Consider the following 18,841-nt stretch of genomic DNA (forward strand, 5'->3'; position numbering starts at 1 on the left):
TCGCGTTGTCGTGCTGCAGACACCGCTGCCAGGGTCGATCAGGAGACCAGCAGCCGGCGGATCTCCGCGGCGGCGGGGTGCCCGGGCGCAGTGGCGAGGAACCGCCGCAGCGTGGCCGACGCCTCCTCGGGACGCGTGGCGCGCTGGGCCAGGCCCAGCACCAGCAGCCCCTCGGGTGAGTCGGGCGAGTTGGTGAGCACCTCCAGCGCGGTCTGCTCCGCGCCCGCGGCGTCGCCGGACCGCAGCAGGGCGAAGGCGAGGCGTAGCCGGACGGCGTCGTCGGGGAGTTCCCGCAGCACTTCGCGGTACATCTGAGCGGCGGCGTCGTACCGTTGCTGGGCCTCCAGGTCCTGCGCCAGCCGAAGCACGACCACCGCCGGGTCGGTGGTGGTGGGTTGCGGCGCCAGCCGGTCGGCGGCCACGGCCACGGCCACCACCAGGACCGCCAGCCCGGCGGCGGAGAGCCACCAAGCCGCCCGCGGCCGTCCCCCGGCCCGCGCCGAAACGTCGTCCGGGCTGCGGCATCCGCCGTTCCGCTGGCGGGGACGCAGGGTACGCAGCGCGGCGGTGCCGGCGCCGAGCAGCGCCACCGCCGGGACCACCCACAGCAGCGGCGCGGCGCGCAGGGGCGGCTGCGCCAGCACCTCCTCGCCGTACCGGTCGACGAACCACCGGCGGACCTCCTGCGGGCTACGGCCCTGGGCCACCTGGTCGGCGATCACCTGCCGCATGGACGCGGCGATCGGAGACCGCGAGTCGGCCACCGACTCGCCCTGGCAGGCGGGGCAGCGCAGCCCGGCGGCGATCGCGGCGGCGGGGTCGGCCCGGTCGGCCGGCCCCGCCGACCGGACCAGCCCGGCGACCGCCAGCGCGACCAGCGCCGCCAGGCCCAGCGCGACGAGTAGGCGCCGGATCACCCTGACTCCAGCCGCGGGGACAGATGGTCCTGGAGCCACTGCCGGGTGACCACGCCCGTCTGGTGGGCCACGATGCGCCCGTCGCGGTCCACGACGAAGGTCTCCGGTACGCCCCGGACGCCCCACGCGACGGCACGGGTGCCGTCCGGGTCGGGCAGCACGGTGAGATCCTCGGCGTGCGTCTGCTTCAGCACCGCGCGTACCGCGTCCGGGCCGTCGCGTAGGTTGAGTCCGACCACCTGCAATCTCTGCGGGGACCAACGCCGGGCGGTCTCGACCAGCAGCGGCAGTTCCTCCCGGCACGGCCCGCACCACGAGGCGAAGACGTTGACCACGACGACGTGCCCGCGCGCCGCCGCCAGATCGAACCGGGCGCCGGTGAGGGTGGTGCCGGTCAGCGGGGGCGCGGCGACCGGCTGTCGTCCGACCTCGCCGGGCTCGGAGTGGTGCCCGGTGGCGAGGGCGATCCCGAGGCCGACGGCGAGCAGCAGGACCGTGGCCGGGGCCGGCCTCATCCGCCGCCAGGACCGCCTGGCTCGCGCGCTCACGCCGACACTCCGGCCGCGGCCACGGATGCACGCTGCCCGGCCGCTTCCGTGCGCCGCTCACGTCGTGTCCGTGCCGCGCCGTTCAGGGCGATCAGGCCGCCTGCGGTGGCGACCGCGCCGCCGGCCCAGATGAGTCCGACGAACGGGTTCACCGCCACACGTACGGTCGCGCTGCCGCCGTCGTCGGACACGGCGACGAGGGTGAGATAGACGTCGCGGTGGAGGCCTTCGTCGATCGCGGGCACGGTGACGGCGGCATCCCGGGCCGGGTCGTAGCGCAGTTCCGGCACTGCCGTGTGGGAGGTGCCACCCGCGGACACCGCCAGCCGTGCCTGCACGGCCATCCGGCCGCCGGCGGAGCCACGCTGCACCGACACCAGTCGGGCGGACACGTCGGCCACCCGCAGCGTCTCGCCGACCCGCAGGGTCCGCTCGTCGGCCCGCCCGTACGCGGAGGAGGCCGTGACCCCCACGGCGACGAGGGCGAGTCCGGCGTGCGCCAGCACCGCGGCCCAGCGGCGGGGGCGCGTGGCGAGCAGGCCGGTGAGGACGAAGGCGGCCGCCCCGAAGGCGGTGAGCGCCGTGGGTCCGGGCCGGCTGAGCTGGCCGACGGTGGCCACGGTGGCCAACGCCGCGGCACCGGGCAGGGCCAGCCGGCGCAGCGCGCCGGCCCGGTCCCGTACGCGCAGCGCGGGGGTGACCCCGGCCAACAGGAGCACCACCACGGCCAACGGGACCGCGGTGCGTTGGTAGTAGGCGGCGCCGACGCTGGTCCGGCTGCCGGTGAGTGGCTCGCTGAGCAACGGCTGCACGGTGCCAATCAGCACGACGGCGGCGACGGTGACCAGCAGGACGGCGTTGGTCAGCGCGGCGGTCCGCCGGGACCACAGCGGCGTGGCGCCGTGGGCCGGCGCCGGTTGCCGGCGACCGGTGAGGATGGTGGCGGCCAGCACGGCGAGCAGGACGAAACCAAGCAGCAGCGGCCCCAGCGGCGAATCGGTGAACGCGTGCACGCTCGCCACGGCCCCGGAGCGGGTCAGGAAGGTGCCGAGCAGCACCAGCAGGAAGCCGGCGCAGGCCAGCACGCTGTTCCAGCGCTCCCGCCCCCGGCCGCCACCCAGGCTGGTGTGCAGAAAAGCGGTGGTGGTCAGCCAGGGCAGCAGTGAGGCGTTCTCCACAGGATCCCAGGCCCAGTAACCGCCCCAGCCGAGGACCGCGTACGACCACCAGGCGCCGAGGACGATGCCGGCGGTGAGCGTGCACCAGGCCACCAGCGCCCAGGGGCGGGCCCGCCGGACCCAGTTCCGTCCGGCTGTTCGGGCGAGCGGAGCGGCCAGCGCCAGGGCGAACGGCACCACCGCGCCGAGGTAGCCGGCGTACAGCAGCGGTGGGTGCACGCCCATCGCCGGGTGCTGTTGCAGCAACGGGTTCGGTCCCGGCCCGTCCAGGGGCACCGGGTTCACCGCGCGGAAGGGGTTGGCCGCGAAGGTGGACAGCGCGAAGAACAGGGTGGTCGCCACACTGACCACGACCATCGCGTAGGCGCGCAGCCGGTCCGGTCGTCCGCGCGCGAACAGGGCGCCGTACCCGCCGAGGACCAGTAGCCAGAGCAGCAGGGACCCGTCCATCGCCGACCACAGGCTGGTGATCGTGTAGTAGGTGGACACGTGGCGGCCACCGTTCTCGGCGACGAACCGCACGCTGAAGTCGTGGCTCAGCAGTGCCACCTCCAGCAGGAGGCAGGTTCCGGCGGCGGCGAGCAGCGCCCCCAGCGTGGCCAGCCGGGCCGGCCGGGCCGGCACGCCGAGCAGGGCGACCCGCAACCAGAGCAGCGCGGCGAGCGCGGCGGCGAGCAGTCCGGCGGCGAGGCCGCCGGTGCCGAGGTCACCGAGCATCGGACGGTTGCGGGTCGGCGGGGGAGGAGGGACGGTATTCGTTGCCGTGGCGCACCAGCACCTGGTCGGCGTCGAAGACCCCGTCGGTGCCCAGACGCCCCTCGACGACCGCGTCCTCGCCCTCCCGGAAAGCCTGCGGGGGCACGCCGCGTTGGCGTACAGCCACCCGGTGACCGGCGTCGGCCAACTGGAACACCACGAGGTCACCGTCGTGGCGCAGCGAGCCGGGGACGACCTCGCCGCCGAGGCGGATGCGCTGCCGCCCGGCCTCGGGGTCGCTGAGCACCTCACTCGGGGTGCGGTAGTAGGTGAGGGTGCCGCGCAGAGCGCTGGTGACCAGCAGACCGCCGATGGCGAGCAGCACCGCGACCAACAGGAGACGTGCGGGTCGGCGGATCATCTCACCCGCGCCAGGCCGCGTCGGGTGGTGCCGGCCCCGGTCGTCGATGTCTCGGCTGCGACCGCGAGCCGGCGCTCCAGCCGCAGCGTGCGGTGCGCCAGGGCGAGGAGCGCACCGGTGCTCGCCGCCGCCACCGCGAGCAGCAGCGCGAGGGCCATCCGCGGGTCGATCGGCGGTTGTCCGGGAGCGAGGACGGTGGCCTGTTGGTGCAGGGAGCGCCACCAGAGCACCGAGAAGTGGACCACGGGGACGAGCAGGAAGCCGGCGATGCCGGCGAGGGCCGCCACGCGCGCGGTCCGCCGGTCGCCGCCGTCGGTTCCGCCGACGCGTTCGGCCAGTGCCCGGCGGAGGGCCAGATAACCGATGTACGCCAGCAGCAGCAGAGCGGTGCTGACCAGCCGCGGGTCCCAGGCCCACCAGGTGCCCCAGACCAGATGCCCCCACAGCGATCCGGTGCCGATGGCCGCCGTGGTGAGCGCTACCCCGATCTCCGCGCTCGCCCGGGCGATGCGGTCCCAGCGCAGGTCCCCGCCGATCAGGTGGGCGACGCTGGCGGCCAGAACGGCGGCGAACGCCAGATACGCCACCCACGCGGCGGGTACGTGCAGGTACATCAGCCGTTGCGCCTGTCCCTGCACGGCGTCGGCCGGTGCCAGGAGTCCACCGGTGAGCCCGGCCGCGGCGGCGAGCCCGCCGGCGATCCAGGCCGTCGTGCGGCGCGCGTGGGCGCCCCGTGGATTGTCGGCGGTCAAGTCCGCGGTGGTTGGCATGATCTTCCTGTCCGCGCCGTCGGCGCTTGCCCAGCTGTTGCCGAACATCAACTGTAAACGGACGAAAGCTGATACCAGCGACATGTGGGTAAGAGAGGATATAAACCTCTGTAATCGCTAGGGTCGGTGCCGGTGGATACGAGAGGCGATGCGACGACGCACCCCGGACCACAGCGCCGCCGAGGGCTGCTCCCGGTCGTGGTGCTGGGTGGCGGGTTGGCCCTCGCCGGCTGCTCCGCAGGTGCGCCGTCGACACTGGACCCCGCAGGCGCCGGGGCAGGGCGGGTCGCCAACCTGTGGTGGCTGCTGTTCTGGATCTCCATCGCCGTATTCGCCGAGGTCATGGTCGTGTTGGCGTGGGCGCTGCTGGTTCGCCGCGGCCCCCACGTCCGCATCCGGCACGGGCAGCCGCTGCGTTTCGTCACCGTCGCCGGCGCGGGCGTACCGCTGGTGATCCTGGTGGCCGTCTACGCCATCGGCCTGCGCGACCTCGCCGCGCTCGGCGACGACCCGGGCCCGCACGCGCCGACCATCGAGATCACCGGCCACAAGTGGTGGTGGGAGGTACGGGTCCCGGGTGTCGACGGTGCCACCGCCAATGAGCTGCACATCCCGGTGGGGGAGAAGGTGCGCGTCCGGCTGCGTACGGCGGACGTGCTGCACAGCTTCTGGGTGCCGCAACTGATGCCCAAGACCGATCTCATCGCCGGCGAGGTACGGGAAACCTGGCTGCACGCCGAACGGGCCGGCAGCTACCGGGGTCAGTGCGCGGAGTACTGCGGCACCCAGCACGCCCACATGGCCTTCATGGTCGTCGCTGAACCCCGGCCGGCATTCGACGCCTGGGTGGCCCGGCTCTCCGCGCCGGCTCCCGCCCCGCAGACCGACGCCCAGCGCCGCGGCAAGGAGGCGTTCGTGCGGGGCACCTGCGCCGGCTGCCACGCCGTCCGCGGGACCGACGCGAACGGCCGGGTCGGACCAGACCTGTCCGACGTCGGCTCCCGCTGGAGCATCGGAGCCGGGGCGGTGCCCAACGACGGCGGCCACCTCGGCGGCTGGATCGCCAACTCGCAGACGGTCAAACCGGGCAACCGCATGCCGCCGCAGCCGGTGGAGCCGGGCCGGCTGCCGGACCTGATCACGTACCTGCAGTCGCTGAAGTAGGCGGAGGGAGGGAAGGATGTCCACGACCGCGACACCGGCGTCCGGCGTCAGCCGGGAGGAGTTGGCGGCACTCGAGGCGCACTGGGGGGAACGCCCCTCGCTGCGCTCCTGGTTCAGCACCGTCGACCACAAGAGGATCGGCCGGCGCTACCTGGTCACCGCCGGCTTCTTCTTCACCCTCGCCGGCCTGAGCGCGCTGGCCATGCGTACCCAACTGGCCCGCCCGGAGTCCGGGCTGCTCTCCCCGGAGGAGTACAACCAGCTGTTCACCATGCACGGCACGGCGATGATCTTCCTGTTCGCCACCCCGATGCTGTTCGGGTTCGGCAACTTCCTGGTTCCGCTGATGATCGGCTCCCGGGACATGGCGTTTCCGAAGCTCAACGCGCTCGGCTACTGGGTGTTCCTGTTCTCCGGGCTGTTCATGTGGGCCAGCCTGCCCTTCGGCGCCGCCCCCAATGGCGGCTGGTTCGCCTACGTGCCGCTGACCGGGCGCACGAACACCCCCGGCCTGCACATGGACGTCTACAGCCTGGGGTTGCTGTTCCTCGGTATCGCCACCACCGCCGGATCGATCAACTTCATCGTCACCGCGCTCAAGCTGCGTGCGCCCGGCATGTCGCTGAACCGGGTGCCGCTGTTCGTCTGGGCGATCGTCGCCACCGCCTTCATGGTGATCTTCGCGCTGCCGGCGCTGAACCTCGACAACGCCATGCTCTTTCTCGACCGGCGCTTCGGCACCCACTTCTTCGACCCCGACGCCGGCGGCAACGTGCTGCTCTGGCAACACCTGTTCTGGATCTTCGGGCATCCCGACGTCTACATCATCGTCATGCCGGCCCTGGGCATCGTCTCGGCGGTGCTGCCCGCGTTCACCCGGCGCGGCGTGGTCGGTTACCCGCTCATCGTGTTCGCCATCGTCGCCATCTCGATCATCTCGTTCGGCGTCTGGGTGCACCACATGTTCGCCACCGGCCTGCCACGACTGTCGTACAGCTTCTTCAGCGCGGCCAGCGCCATCATCACCATCCCGTCGGGGATCCAGATCTTCGCCTGGCTGGCCACGATGGCGCTTGGCCGGCTCGTGCTCAAGGTGCCGATGCTGTTTCTGATCGGGTTCATCGTGACGTTCGTACTCGGCGGGTTCACCGGGACGATGTTCGCGCTGACCGCCTTCGACCAGCAGGTCACCGATTCCTACTTCGTCGTGGCCCACTTCCACTACGTCCTCATCGGCGGGGCGGTGTTCCCCATGCTCGCCGGCATCTACTACTGGCTACCCAAGATCACCGGCCGGATGTACCACGAGAAGCTCGGCCGGTGGGCGTTCTGGCTGGTCTTCGCCGGCATGCACGTCACCTTCTTCCCCATGCACCTGTACGGGCTGTTCGGCATGCCCAGACGGGTCTACACCTACCGCAGCGAGCCCGGCTGGGACGGCTGGAACCTCGTCAGCACCGGCGGGTCCTACCTGCTCGCCCTCGGGCTGCTGCTGGTGCTGGTCGGCGTGGTGCACGCGGTCCGTCGTGGGCGGCCCGCACCGCCGGACCCCTGGGGCGGCGACAGCCTGGAATGGTCCACCGACTCACCGCCCAAGCCGTACAACTTCCCCGTCCTGCCCGAGGTGCGCAGCGTGCATCCGACGTGGGACGCGGCCAGCCGGGAATCCATCGCCGGCGGCGTCACCGGGGACCGGATCCTCGCCGACGGGCGCAGGACACTGGTCACCAGCGAACTCGACGGTCGCCGCGAGCGGGCGGTGGAGATGCCCGAATCCTCTCTGCAACCGCTGCTGCTCGCCTCGGCGATGCTGGTCTTCTTCATCGCGATGCTCGTCGCCTGGTATCCGGTCGCCGCCGTCGCGGCGACCGCCGTGGCGGCCACCATCGCCGTCTGGCTCTGGCCACCCCGACAGCCCGAACGGGAACTCGGAGTGCAGCCATGAGCGTGCGGGGAGGCGTTGCCGCCACCACCGGCACGGAGGCGCTGACCACCGAACTGCCGGTGGGCCGGTCGACCGGCTGGTGGGGAATGGTGATGTTCGTGGCCACCGAGGCGACCCTGTTCGCCTGCCTGCTCGGCAGCTACTTCTACCTGCGGTTCCAGTACGGCGGACCGTGGCCCCCCGACGGCATCGGCAAACCTAAGCTGCTCGTCCCGCTGGTCATGACCGCGGTACTGCTCCCCAGCAGCCTGCCCGTCATCTGGGCTGAGCGCGGCATCCGCAAGGGGCAACGCTGGCGGATGCGCTCCGGGCTGGCTGCCACCATCGTCCTCGGCGTCACCTTCCTGACCCTGCAGGCCGGCGAGTACGCCGAGAAACTGCGCGAGTTCACCATGACCACCAACGCGTACGGCTCACTGTTCTACCTGATCACCGGGTTCCACGGCCTGCACGTGCTGGTCGGCCTGACCATGATCAGTTGGCTGCTCGCCGCCTCCCTGCGCGGTGGCAGCTTCGGCGCCCACCGCCACGAGCGGGTACGCAACGCGGCCATCTACTGGCACTTCGTCGACCTCGTCTGGGCAGCGATCCTGTTCACCGTCTACCTGTCGCCGAGCCTGTGATGAGCACCCACCCCGGCCCCCGCGCCCGCCTCGCCGGTGGCTTGCTCTTCTGGTACGCGGTGCTCGGCGGCGCGATCGCCTGGGCGGTGCACCTGCTCGCCGCGTGGAGCGTGGACGAGCTGGCTTGCGCCGGCGGTCGGGAGCAGATCGGGGCGCTGCCGCTGCGGGCCGTCATCGCGGTCGCCATAGTGCTGCCCGCCCTGGCGACCGTCGGTGCCCTGCTGGCCGCCGCGCTTGTCTGGCGGCGCACCACGCACCCGCCGAACGGGCTCGACGAGCGGCCGGTGGGCCGCGGCCGGATGGCTGCGGTTGTCGCCATCTGGTCCAACCTGCTGTTCCTGACCATCATCGTGCTGGGCGGCATCGCCCTGCTGGTGCTGCCGCCGTGCCTGCGCTGAACGCGACCGGCACCACCACCGGCGGCGACGACATGGTGGCCGGGCTGCTCGCCATGCTGCTCGCCGCCACCCTGGCCCTGCTCGCCGCCGGCTACGGCAGGGGAGTGCACGAGCTGTGGGCGCGCCGGGGACCCGGCCGCGTGCTGTCCGGCTGGCGGGTGGCTGCCTTCGGCGCCGGCCTGCTCTGCGTACTCGCCACGCAGGACGGGCCCCTCACCGACCTCGCCGAACGGTCCTTCGCCGGACACATGACCCAGCACATGCTGCTGCTGCTCGGCGCCGGCCCGCTGCTTGCCGCCGGGGCCGCAGGCCTGCCGCTGACCCTGGCCTGCCCGCCGGCGCCACGCCGCCGGCTGGCCCGGCTGCGGGTGTCCGGGCCATTCCGCTGGCTTCGGCGACCGGCCGTGCTGGCGCTCACCGCCGGCGGGATCCACGCCGTGGCGCTCTGGTTCTGGCATCTGCCCACGCCGTATGCCAGCGCCGAACGGCAGCCGGTCGCGCACGCCGTCGAGCACCTCTGTTTCATCGGCTCGGCCTGGTTGCTGTGGGCGCCACTGGTCGGAGCACCGCGGCACCGGTTGCCAGTCCCCGCCGGAATGCTGCTGCTGGTGGGCGCAACGCTGCCGGCGTCCGCGCTCGGGGCGGTGCTGACCTTCGCACCGCAGCCCATCTATCCGGCGAGCCTCCTCGGGCCCGACCCGCTGGCCGACCAGCAGCTGGCCGGGCTGCTGATGTGGGGACCGATGGACGCGGCGGTGCTCGCCGTCACCCTGACCGGGTTCCTGCGCTGGCTCCTCGGTATGCAGCGGCAGCGCCCCGAGCGGGTGACCTCACCCGAGTCCGCTCGCCCGGCGGTGGCCCACAGCGGCAGAGTCGTGCCATGAGCCGCAATCTCCACCGCTGGCTGCTGTTGGTGGCGCTGCCGTTGCCGCTCGCCCTGCCCGGCTGCGCGCGCACCTCCGCGCCGCCACCGCCGGAGGTCCGCGACGGCCGGCCTGACCGGGGCGCCACGCTCATCGCCCAGTACGGCTGCGGCTCCTGCCACACGATTCCCGGCGTCAACCGGGCCAACGGTCTCGTCGGTCCCCCGTTGACCCGGTTCGGCTCACGCTCGTACATCGCCGGGAAGCTGGTGAACAACGCCGACAACCTGCAGCACTGGATCACCGACCCGCAGGCGGTGGTACCCGGTAACGCGATGCCGGACCTGGGCGTGAGCCCGGTCGACGCCCAGGACATCGCCGCCTACCTGTACACGCTGGACTGAGTCGTGGGCACGGGGACGTACCGGTTGACGCGCCGGTGGTGGCACCCGGGACGAGCGGTCGCCCTCGGTGCGGCCCTCAGCCTGGCGGCCGGTCCCGCAGCCCTCGCCGCTCCCGCGGCCCCCACGCCCTCCGGTTCCGCCGCACCCGCTCCGAGCGGCGCGGCGCGCGGTGGTGGGCGGGGGGAGGAACTGTTCCGGCAGAACTGCGCCAGCTGCCACGGCCAACAGGGGCAGGGTGCCCAGCGCGGCCCGTCGCTGGTCGGTGTCGGACCGGCGTCGGTGGACTTCCAGCTCTCCACCGGGCGGATGCCGATCCCCGACGAGATCCAGCAGCCGCGCCGCAGCGAACCGGTCTTCTCCGCCGACGAGATCGCTGCCCTGGTCGACCATGTCGCCAGCTTCGGCGGCGGCCCCCAGATCCCCCGCGTGGCGCCGGGCAACCTCGCCGCCGGCCGGGAACTGTACGCCGCGAACTGCGCTCCGTGTCACGGCGCCACCGGCTCCGGGGCGCCCCTGACCAACGGCTGGATCGCCCCGCCGCTGTACGAGGCGACCTCGGTGCAGGTCGCCGAGGCGATCCGGGTCGGTCCCGGTCTCATGCCGGTCTTCCCGAGCCAGGTCCTCACCGACGAGCAGGTGAACGACCTGGCCACCTACGTCCGGCGACTGCGCGCCGAGGACCTGGACCGGGGCGGCAACCCGGTGGGCCGGCTGGGGCCCCTGGCCGAAGGACTCGTCGCCTGGATCATCGCCCTTGGGCTGCTCGTGGCGGCGGCCCGCTGGTTGGGCGGGAGAGCGGGCGAATGAGCCGGCGTGTGCGAGTGCCGGCCGCGCCACCCACAGTGAACGGCCGGATCATCCTGTCCTTCCTCTTCAGCGCGGCCGGTGCCGTCGGCTTCGCGGTCACCTACGGTCTCGGCGGCCAGACCCAGTGGGAAGGGGCCTGCCTGGGGGTGGCGTTCGCCGGGTTGGCGACGGGCCTGGCAATCTGGGGACGACGGCTGGTGCCGGTCGGCGGCTACGTCGAGGAGCACGAGGGCTTCACCCCGCCCCCCGCCGAGCAGGCCCTGACCGCGGCGGTGTTCACCGCACCGGACAGCCCGATCCGCCGCCGTGGCCTGCTCGCCACGCTCGGGCTGGCGCTGACCGCGCTCGGCGTCGCCGGGTTGTTCCCCCTCCGGTCGCTGCTGCCGTGGGACCGCACCGGGCCGGTACGGGCGCGCAGGGACACCCCGTGGGGGCCAGGTGTGCGGCTGCTGACCGTCGACGGACGGCCACTGCGGCCGGCGGACGTGCCGGCCGGCACAGTGGTGGGGGTGTTTCCCGAGGGCGGCACCGAAGCCGGCGACGCCCCCGCCTTCGCGGTACGGCTGCAGCCCGAGCGGTTCAGTCGGCCCCCGTCGGCCGGCCACCTCGCGGGACTGGTCGTCTACTCGCTGCTCTGCACCCACGCGGGCTGCCCGGTGCGGCTCTACCTCAAGGGAACCGGCCGGCTGCTCTGTCCCTGCCACCAGTCGTCGTTCGATCTGTTCGCCGACGCCGCCCCGGTTGCCGGGCCCGCCGCCCGGCCGCTGCCCGGCCTGCCCATCGAGGTCGGACCCGACGGCTACCTGCGCGCCAGCGGCGACTTCACCACGCCGCCCGGCGCCGGCTTCTGGAGCCGGCGATGATCTTCGACCGGCTGGCCCGCGCGATGGACGACCGGCTGCGGCTCTCCCCGCTGACCCGTCGGGCGCTGGCGAAGGTGTTCCCGGACCACTGGTCGTTCATGCTCGGCGAGATCGCTCTCTACTCCTTCGTCGCGCTCATCCTCACCGGCATCTACCTGACCCTGTTCTTCGAGGCCAGTTCCGCCGACCGCGTCTACCACGGTTCGTACGCCCCGCTGGACGGCACCACCACCTCCGCGGCATACGCCTCCACGGTCCGGTTGAGCTGGGACGTCCGGGCCGGGCTGCTGATCCGGCAGACCCACCACTGGGCAGCCCTGATCTTCGTCGCGGCGATCCTGGTGCATCTGGTGCGGGTCTTCTTCACCGGCGCGTTCCGCAAGCCTCGGGAGCTGAACTGGCTGGTCGGCGTGACCATGCTCCTGCTGGCCCTGGCGAACGGATTCACCGGCTACTCCATGCCCGACGACCTGCTCTCCGGTCTCGGCCTGCGGATCATCGTCTCGGTGGTGGAGTCGATCCCGCTGGTCGGTTCCTGGCTGGCCGCACTCGGCCTCGGCGGCGAGTTCCCGTCCGACGAGATGATCCCACGGATGTTCGTCACCCATGTGCTTCTGGTTCCCGCGGTGCTGGTCGCCCTCGTCTCCGTGCACCTGGCGATGATCGTCCGGCAGAAGCACAGCCAGTTCCCCGGCCCGGGGCGTACCGAGCACAACGTCGTCGGCTCCCGGCTCTACCCCAGCTACGCCCTGCGGTCGCTGGCGCTGTTCCTCTGGGTGCTGGCGGTGCTGTTCGCCCTCGGTGGACTCGTGCAGATCAACCCGGTCTGGCTCTACGGGCCGTTCGCCCCGGCCGAGTCCACCTCACCCGCGCAGCCCGACTGGTACGTCGCCTGGGGCGACGGGGCACTTCGACTGTTCCCCGCCTGGGAGATCCACATCGCCGGCCACCTGGTGCCGGCGCCGTTCTTCCCCGGCGTGGTCCTCGGCGGCGTCACGTTCCTCGCCCTGTACGCCTGGCCGTTCATCGAGCGGTGGTGCACCGGCGATCGCCGCCCACACCAGCTGCTCGACCGGCCCCGCGATCACCCGGTCCGGATGGGCGTGGGCGTGATGGCCCTGACCTTCTTCGGGGTGCTGGTCGTCGCGGCCGGCGACGACATCCTCGCCCGGCTGCTCCGGGTGCCGGTGTACGACCTGCTCAACCTGCTGCGTGTGCTGGTCCTTGTGCTGCCGGTGCTCGCGGGGGCCTCGGCTTTCCTGGTGGCCCGGGCACTGCGTCGCGGCGACGCGGCCCGCCTGGGTGAACTGACTCGGGCCGACCTGCGGGCCGCCCGGCAGCCGTCGGACCCCAGCGACGCGGAGGCCATGGCCGACGAGCCGGAACTGCCGGCGCCGGACCGCCCGGGGGAGCGGATCGAACTGTGGCCCGACGGCGACGTGTGGCGCTGGCGTTACCGCGACGAGCCGGCCGGCGTGGCGATTCTCAGCAACCGCGCGGTGCTGAGCGAGCAGGAGGCCGCCGACGCGGCCCGGCTCGCGTACCCCGGGATCGACCACGTGGCGGTGCCCGGCCCGCCCCCGCCGTCGCGCCGGGTCCGCACCGCGCTGCGGCGGTGGGGCAACGCCGCGCTGGGCGTCTCACTGCTGACGGCGGCCCTGCGGCAGCGGCGTGACCGACAGCGTGGCGTGGACGGAGACGAACCGGAGCGGCGGTGAGCGCGGTCTGCACCGGCCCGCACCGCCGCAACCTGCGGGTGGGCGCGGGGAGGCGGCGTTTGGTGCCGGCCGCGACGGGTACGGCTGGCAGCAGTGGGACCGGCAGAAGGGGCGGCAGGGGAATGGACAGGGGCCGGATGGGTGACGTCGTTGTCGGCACGGCCGGCAATGTGGCGGGTGCGGTCGTCGATCCCCGGGAGGGCTTGTCCCGGCTCCGCGCGGTCGCCACCGGGCGTACCGTCAGCATCCTGGTCGTCGGGCTGATCATCGGTTATCTGGCGACTCGCCTCGGCCGCCGCAGGTGACCCTCCGCGGGCCCGCCGACCCGGAGATCGGGCCGACCTGACCGACCTGTTCAACGTGCCGCACGATGCCGGGCGACAGTTTCAGATGCTGTCGCGTCCGTGAGGTTCGGGGGCTGCCCAGGTGCGCCGGCCTCCGCTAAATGCGGTCATTTCGGAGTTATCGGTGAGGGATCCGGCTGGTTGCCGGAGAATTCAGGGCGGCCATGACCGCCTCGCGGCAGGTGAGTAGGGGTCTGCTGGCACCCCGTCTCCGATAGAGCGGCCGGAGCGGAAGGGATCGCGGTCCATCGGCCCGAGCGGGTCGACGTCGACAGGGCCGCGAACCGGGAAACTCCATGATCGGGAGGCGTGAGGTGCAGGAGATCGTTGGCGAGAGCGTGGCCCGACGGTTGGTGAAGTGGGGCGTCGACACCGTCTTCGGCCTGCCGGGCGACGGCATCAACGGCCTGATGGAGGGATTCCGCCGGCAGCGGGAGAAGCTCAGGTTCGTCCTGGTGCACCACGAGGAGGCAGCCGCCTTCATGGCCACCGGTTACGCCAAGGCCACCGGCCGTATCGGCGTCTGTGCCGCCACGTCGGGACCGGGAGCCATCCACCTGCTCAACGGGCTGTACGACGCGAAGCTCGACCATGTGCCGGTGCTGGCGATCACGGGCATGCAGGAGACGTCGGTGCTCGGCTCGCATTACCAGCAGGAGGTGCACACCCCGCTGCTCTATCAGGACGTGGCGGCCTACAACCTGATGGTCACCAATCCGCAGCAGGTGCCCGGAGTGGTGGACATCGCGATCCGCCACGCCCTTGCCATGCGGACGGTGGCCCACCTGACCTTCCCGAACGACGTGCAGGTCGCCGCAGCCGACGAGGACCCGTACCGGCACGTCAGCCCGGGTGAGCCGCCGATGAGCAGGGCGGTGGTGTCGCTGCCGGCGGTACCGGCGGAGCAGGCCGATCTGGCCCGGGCGGCGGAGGTGCTCAACGCCGGCACGAAGGTGGCCATGCTCGTCGGCGTGGGCGCCCGGCACGCCCGTGACGAGGTCATCGCGGTGGCGGAGGCGCTGGCCAGCCCGATCGTCAAGACGCTGCCGGGCAAGATGGTGGTGCCCGACGACCATCCACTCACCACCGGCGGCCTCGGCCTGCTCGGCACGAAGCCGAGTGAGGCACTGATGGAGGAGTGCGACACCCTGCTCATGGTCGGCACGTCCTTCCCGTACGGGAAGTACCTGCCGAAGCCGGGGCAGGCCCGCGTGGTGCAGATCGACATCGACGCCAGCCTGATCGGCATGCGGTTGCCGGTCGACGCGGCGCTCACCGCCGACGCCCGGCTGGCGTTGCAGCAGTTGCTGCCGATGCTCCAGCACCGGTCGGACCGGTCCTTCCTGGCGAAGTACCAGCGGGAGCGGGATGCGTGGCGTTCGGACATGGTCGCGCTACAGGATCCGGCGCGGGACCCGATCGCCCCGCAGTACCTGATCAGCTGCGTCGACGAAGCGGCCACCTCCGACGCGATCCTGACCTGTGACTCCGGCACCATCGCCACCTGGGCGGCCCGGCATTGGACCATCCGGGGCGGGCGGGAGTTCTACCTGTCGGGCAACCTGGCCACGATGGCGCCGGGCCTGCCGTATGCGGTCGCCATGCAGCACGCGTATCCGGGCCGGCAGGTGATCGCCTTCGTCGGTGACGGCGGGTTCGCCATGCTGATGGCCGAGTTCCTCACCGCCGTGCGGCACGAACTGCCGATCAAGGTGATCGTCAACAACAACAACTCGTACGGGCAGATCCTCTGGGAGCAGATCATCCTCGGCTATCCCGAGTACGCGGTGCGACACCGCCAGCCGGAAGCAGACTTCGGCGCCTGGGCCCGCGCCTGCGGCGGCTACGGCGCGAAGGTCACCGACCCGAAGGCGTTGCCCGAGGTGATTCGGGAGGCCCTCGCCCACCCGGGCCCGGCGCTCGTGGACTGTGACGTCAACCCGAACGAACCGCCGATGCCCGGAAAGGTCAGGTATGACCAGGCGAAGCACTTCACCGAGGCGTTCCTGCGCGGACAGCCGCACAAGGTCGCGACGCTGGCCACCGTCACTCGAGACAAGATCAACGAGCTGCGGTCATGACCCGGGTCGCCGCTACACCGGTCGCGCTGCCCGACCCGGTGACCCGGGCGCCCGCGCCGGCCACGGGTGTGGACCTCGACGCCCTGGCCGCACGGCTGCGCCCCGTGGTCGACGGCGAGGTCCGGTTCGACGCCGGCTCACGCGGCGCCTACTCCACCGACGGCTCCAACTACCGCCAGATCCCGCTCGGCGTGGTCGTGCCCCGTACCGTCGAGGCCGCCGTCGCCGCGATCGAGGTGTGCCGCCAGACGGGTGTGCCGGTGCTGTCCCGCGGTGGCGGCACGAGCCTGGCCGGCGAGTGCACGAACACCGCCGTCGTGATCGACTGGTCGAAGTACTGCAACCGGCTGCTCGACGTGGACGTCGAGGCGAAGACCTGCCTGGTTGAGCCGGGCATCGTGCTCGACACGCTCAACGAGTTGCTGGCCTCGTACAGGTTGGAGTTCGGCCCCAAGCCGGCGACCCACAACCACTGCACCATCGGGGGGATGATCGGAAACAACTCCTGCGGGGCGACGGCACAGCGCACCGGCAAGACCGTCGACAACCTCGTCGAGATGGAGGTACTGCTCTACGACGGCACCCGGATGTGGGTCGGCGAGACCAACGACGAGCAGTACGCCGAGATCCAGGGCCGGAGCGGCCGCCAAGCCGAGATCTACCGCCAGCTGCGGGCGCTACGGGACGAGTACCTGAGCGACATCCGCACCCGATACCCGGACATCCCACGGCGGGTCTCCGGCTACAACCTGGACAGCCTGCTGCCGGAGAGGAACTTCCACGTCGCGCAGGCCCTGGTCGGCTCGGAGAACACGTTGGTCACCGTGCTGCGGGCCCGGCTCAAGCTCGTCCCGGTGGTCCCGGCCAAGGTGATGGTCTTCCTCGGCTACCAGGACATCGCCGCCGCGGCCGACGACGTGAAGCACATCCTGCCGCACAACCCGATCGCCCTCGAAGGGCTCGACGACAAACTGATCAACTTCGAGAAGCGCAAGCACATGCACCCCGCCGCGGTGCACCTGCTTCCGAAGGGCGGCGGCTGGTTGATGGTCCAGCTCGGCGGCGACACACCGCAGGAGGCGGAGGACGCCCTCGCCCGGATGCTCGCCGCGATGCGACGCGAGGCCGGGCCGCATGTGCACCGATTCGACGACGAGGCCCACGAGGAACAGATGTGGCGGATCCGCGAATCCGGTCTCGGCGCGACCGCCCGCGTGCCCGGCGAGGACGACACCTGGGAGGGCTGGGAGGACTCAGCCGTCCCACCGGACCGGCTCGGCGACTATCTGCGCGATCTCGACCGTCTGTTCCGGGAGTACGGCTTCGAACAGGCGTCGCTGTACGGGCACTTCGGACAGGGCTGCGTGCACACCCGGATTCCGTTCAAGCTGACCACCGCCGACGGCGTGCGTCAGTTCCGCTCGTTCATCGAGCGCGCCGCGGACCTCGTGGTGTCGTACGGCGGATCCTTCTCCGGCGAGCACGGCGACGGACAATCCCGGGGCGAGCTGCTGCCAAAGATGTACGGCGAACGACTGGTCCGCGCGTTCGGCCAGCTCAAGGCCATCTTCGACCCGGACGACCGGATGAACCCGGGCAAGGTCGTCGGCCCCTACCCGCTGGACAGCCACCTGCGGATCGGGGTCGACTACAACCACGGCGGCGTGCTGACCCACTTCCGTTACCCCGATGACTCCGGCAGCTTCGGTCGGGCGGTGCTGCGCTGCGTCGGCGTCGGCAAGTGCCGGCGACAGCACGGCGGCGTCATGTGCCCGTCGTACATGGTCACCCGGGAGGAGGAGCACTCGACCCGGGGCCGGTCCCGGCTGCTGTTCGAGATGCTCGACGGCACCGCCCGGGGCGGGGTCATCGGCGACGGCTGGCGCTCCGAGGCCGTCCGGGACGCCCTGGACCTCTGCCTGGCCTGCAAAGGCTGCAAGGCGGACTGCCCGGTCAACGTCGACATGGCGACGTACAAGGCGGAATTCCTCTCCCACCACTACCAGGGGCGGCTACGCCCCCGGTCGCACTACTCGATGGGCTGGCTGCCGGCGCTGGCCGCGGTTGCCGCCCGCGCGCCACGCGTGGTGAACGCGCTGACCCAGGCACCCGGACCGGATCGGCTCGCCAAGCTGGTCGGTGGCATCGACCGCCGCCGGGACATCCCCCTCTTCGCGCCGGAGTCGTTCCAACGCTGGTTCACCCGCCGGACGCCGAACGGGGACGGCTCCCGCGGCGAGGTGCTGCTCTGGCCCGACACCTTCACCAACCACTTCCACCCCGGCGTCGGGCAGGCCGCGGTCGAGGTGCTGGAGGCGGCCGGCTGGCGGGTGCGGGTGCCGGACCAGCCAGTCTGCTGCGGCCTGACCTGGATCTCCACGGGCCAGCTCGGCGTCGCCAAGCGGGTGCTCCAACGGACCGTGGACGCACTCCGTCCGCATCTGCGGGCCGGCACCCGGGTGGTGGGCCTGGAGCCGAGCTGCACGGCCGTGTTCCGCAGCGACGCCCACGAACTGTTCCCCGACGACGAAGATGTCTCCCGGCTGCGGAAGCAGACGGTCACCCTGGCCGAGCTGCTGCACGAGCACACGCCGGGCTGGCGACCGCCGTCGCTGCCGGCGCATGCGCTGATCCAGACACACTGCCACCAGCACGCCATCCTCGGCACTGCCGCCGACCAGGCAGTACTCACCGCAGTGGGAGTCCAGGCGGACATCCTCGACTCCGGCTGCTGCGGACTGGCCGGCAACTTCGGCTTCGAGGCGGGGCACTACGAGGTCTCCGAGGCGTGCGCCGAGCGGGTTCTCCTCCCGGCCGTCCGGGCCGCCGCCGACACCGACGTCATCCTGGCCGACGGTTTCAGCTGCCGTACCCAGGTCGCGCAGGGAGCCGCCAGCGGTCGGGGGGCGATCCACCTCGCCGAGCTGCTCCGCGCCGGTCTGCACGGCGACCCGGTCGACGACCGCCCGGAACAGCGGTGGGCGCGGCGGCCGGACAAGCCCTCCCGCACGGCCCGGCTGTTCGCCGCCGGACTCGTCGGCCTGGCCGCGCTCGCCCCGGTCATCGCGCTGGCCGTTCGGCAGCGGCGGCGGTGACCGGCC

Annotated in this window: 17 protein-coding genes; 12 read left to right on the forward strand and 5 right to left on the reverse strand. The window is 72.2% G+C overall.

The features are described 5' to 3' along the window. Positions 1–38 precede the first annotated feature (38 nt). From ACGFIG_RS24050 to ccsA, 5 genes are read right to left on the reverse strand one after another with little or no spacing between them, the layout of a single operon-like run. Positions 39–917, reverse strand: a complete 879-nt coding sequence (locus ACGFIG_RS24050; protein WP_393006396.1) for a cytochrome c-type biogenesis protein CcmH — start codon at positions 915–917, stop codon at positions 39–41. Then, positions 914–1,465, reverse strand: coding sequence for a TlpA family protein disulfide reductase (locus ACGFIG_RS24055; protein WP_393006398.1), 552 nt, complete (start codon positions 1,463–1,465; stop codon positions 914–916). Before ACGFIG_RS24055 ends, ACGFIG_RS24050 begins: the two co-directional genes overlap by 4 nt. Further along, a complete protein-coding gene (locus ACGFIG_RS24060; protein ID WP_393006400.1) occupies positions 1,462–3,360 on the reverse strand; it encodes a heme lyase CcmF/NrfE family subunit in 1,899 nt (632 codons plus the stop codon). Before ACGFIG_RS24060 ends, ACGFIG_RS24055 begins: the two co-directional genes overlap by 4 nt. Next, complete coding sequence (locus ACGFIG_RS24065) at positions 3,350–3,760, reverse strand: cytochrome c maturation protein CcmE (protein WP_393006402.1); 411 nt, start codon at positions 3,758–3,760, stop codon at positions 3,350–3,352. Before ACGFIG_RS24065 ends, ACGFIG_RS24060 begins: the two co-directional genes overlap by 11 nt. After that, positions 3,757–4,530 carry a cytochrome c biogenesis protein CcsA gene (ccsA, locus tag ACGFIG_RS24070; RefSeq protein ID WP_393006404.1) on the reverse strand — a complete coding sequence of 258 codons (774 nt, stop codon included), beginning with the start codon at positions 4,528–4,530 and terminating at the stop codon, positions 3,757–3,759. The genes ACGFIG_RS24065 and ccsA overlap by 4 nt, the downstream gene beginning before the upstream one ends. Before the next feature lie 132 nt (positions 4,531–4,662). On the opposite strand from ccsA, the gene ACGFIG_RS24075 reads away from it, so the two are divergent. The 12 genes from ACGFIG_RS24075 (at position 4,663) to ACGFIG_RS24130 (ending at position 18,835) form a co-directional block, all read left to right on the forward strand. Further along, positions 4,663–5,694, forward strand: coding sequence for a c-type cytochrome (locus tag ACGFIG_RS24075; protein WP_393006406.1), 1,032 nt, complete (start codon positions 4,663–4,665; stop codon positions 5,692–5,694). Positions 5,695–5,710: 16 nt separating this feature from the next. Continuing rightward, entirely contained in the window at positions 5,711–7,639 is a 1,929-nt protein-coding gene (ctaD, locus tag ACGFIG_RS24080) for a cytochrome c oxidase subunit I (protein WP_393006408.1), read from the forward strand. Then, positions 7,636–8,262 carry a heme-copper oxidase subunit III gene (locus ACGFIG_RS24085; RefSeq protein ID WP_393006410.1) on the forward strand — a complete coding sequence of 209 codons (627 nt, stop codon included), beginning with the start codon at positions 7,636–7,638 and terminating at the stop codon, positions 8,260–8,262. The genes ctaD and ACGFIG_RS24085 overlap by 4 nt, the downstream gene beginning before the upstream one ends. Continuing rightward, on the forward strand, positions 8,262–8,660 hold the full coding sequence (locus tag ACGFIG_RS24090) for a hypothetical protein (RefSeq protein WP_393006412.1): 399 nt from the start codon (positions 8,262–8,264) through the stop codon (positions 8,658–8,660). Before ACGFIG_RS24085 ends, ACGFIG_RS24090 begins: the two co-directional genes overlap by 1 nt. Then, the gene (locus ACGFIG_RS24095; RefSeq protein ID WP_393006414.1) at positions 8,648–9,544 is read left to right on the forward strand and encodes a cytochrome c oxidase assembly protein; all 897 of its coding nucleotides are present in this window, start codon (positions 8,648–8,650) and stop codon (positions 9,542–9,544) included. Before ACGFIG_RS24090 ends, ACGFIG_RS24095 begins: the two co-directional genes overlap by 13 nt. Continuing rightward, positions 9,541–9,927, forward strand: coding sequence for a c-type cytochrome (locus ACGFIG_RS24100; RefSeq protein ID WP_393006416.1), 387 nt, complete (start codon positions 9,541–9,543; stop codon positions 9,925–9,927). Before ACGFIG_RS24095 ends, ACGFIG_RS24100 begins: the two co-directional genes overlap by 4 nt. A 3-nt stretch (positions 9,928–9,930) precedes the next feature. Beyond that, entirely contained in the window at positions 9,931–10,734 is an 804-nt protein-coding gene (locus ACGFIG_RS24105) for a c-type cytochrome (RefSeq protein ID WP_393006418.1), read from the forward strand. Further along, complete coding sequence (locus ACGFIG_RS24110) at positions 10,731–11,597, forward strand: ubiquinol-cytochrome c reductase iron-sulfur subunit (protein ID WP_393006420.1); 867 nt, start codon at positions 10,731–10,733, stop codon at positions 11,595–11,597. The genes ACGFIG_RS24105 and ACGFIG_RS24110 overlap by 4 nt, the downstream gene beginning before the upstream one ends. Then, complete coding sequence (locus ACGFIG_RS24115) at positions 11,594–13,315, forward strand: cytochrome bc complex cytochrome b subunit (RefSeq protein WP_393006422.1); 1,722 nt, start codon at positions 11,594–11,596, stop codon at positions 13,313–13,315. The genes ACGFIG_RS24110 and ACGFIG_RS24115 overlap by 4 nt, the downstream gene beginning before the upstream one ends. A gap of 137 nt (positions 13,316–13,452) precedes the next feature. Further along, positions 13,453–13,620 (forward strand): hypothetical protein, encoded by a 168-nt coding sequence (locus ACGFIG_RS24120; protein WP_393006424.1) that lies wholly within the window; start codon positions 13,453–13,455, stop codon positions 13,618–13,620. Positions 13,621–13,973: 353 nt separating this feature from the next. Beyond that, positions 13,974–15,740, forward strand: coding sequence for a thiamine pyrophosphate-dependent enzyme (locus ACGFIG_RS24125; protein WP_393006426.1), 1,767 nt, complete (start codon positions 13,974–13,976; stop codon positions 15,738–15,740). Continuing rightward, positions 15,737–18,835 carry an FAD-binding and (Fe-S)-binding domain-containing protein gene (locus ACGFIG_RS24130; protein ID WP_393006428.1) on the forward strand — a complete coding sequence of 1,033 codons (3,099 nt, stop codon included), beginning with the start codon at positions 15,737–15,739 and terminating at the stop codon, positions 18,833–18,835. Before ACGFIG_RS24125 ends, ACGFIG_RS24130 begins: the two co-directional genes overlap by 4 nt. The last annotated feature ends 6 nt before the right edge of the window (positions 18,836–18,841 follow it).

This window comes from Micromonospora sp. NPDC049048 (genome assembly GCF_043197615.1).
Classification (GTDB): Bacteria; Actinomycetota; Actinomycetes; order Mycobacteriales; family Micromonosporaceae; genus Micromonospora.

What these genes read in the sequence shown, in the direction of transcription:
- ACGFIG_RS24110 (WP_393006420.1), top strand. Translation starts at nt 10,731, where the DNA reads ATGAGCCGGCGTGTGCGAGTGCCGGCCGCGCCACCCACAGTGAACGGC.
- ACGFIG_RS24130 (WP_393006428.1), top strand. Translation starts at nt 15,737, where the DNA reads ATGACCCGGGTCGCCGCTACACCGGTCGCGCTGCCCGACCCGGTGACC.
- ccsA (WP_393006404.1), bottom strand. Translation starts at nt 4,530, where the DNA reads ATGCCAACCACCGCGGACTTGACCGCCGACAATCCACGGGGCGCCCAC.
- ACGFIG_RS24090 (WP_393006412.1), top strand. Translation starts at nt 8,262, where the DNA reads ATGAGCACCCACCCCGGCCCCCGCGCCCGCCTCGCCGGTGGCTTGCTC.
- ACGFIG_RS24060 (WP_393006400.1), bottom strand. Translation starts at nt 3,360, where the DNA reads ATGCTCGGTGACCTCGGCACCGGCGGCCTCGCCGCCGGACTGCTCGCC.
- ACGFIG_RS24115 (WP_393006422.1), top strand. Translation starts at nt 11,594, where the DNA reads ATGATCTTCGACCGGCTGGCCCGCGCGATGGACGACCGGCTGCGGCTC.
- ctaD (WP_393006408.1), top strand. Translation starts at nt 5,711, where the DNA reads ATGTCCACGACCGCGACACCGGCGTCCGGCGTCAGCCGGGAGGAGTTG.
- ACGFIG_RS24100 (WP_393006416.1), top strand. Translation starts at nt 9,541, where the DNA reads ATGAGCCGCAATCTCCACCGCTGGCTGCTGTTGGTGGCGCTGCCGTTG.
- ACGFIG_RS24065 (WP_393006402.1), bottom strand. Translation starts at nt 3,760, where the DNA reads ATGATCCGCCGACCCGCACGTCTCCTGTTGGTCGCGGTGCTGCTCGCC.
- ACGFIG_RS24120 (WP_393006424.1), top strand. Translation starts at nt 13,453, where the DNA reads ATGGGTGACGTCGTTGTCGGCACGGCCGGCAATGTGGCGGGTGCGGTC.
- ACGFIG_RS24085 (WP_393006410.1), top strand. Translation starts at nt 7,636, where the DNA reads ATGAGCGTGCGGGGAGGCGTTGCCGCCACCACCGGCACGGAGGCGCTG.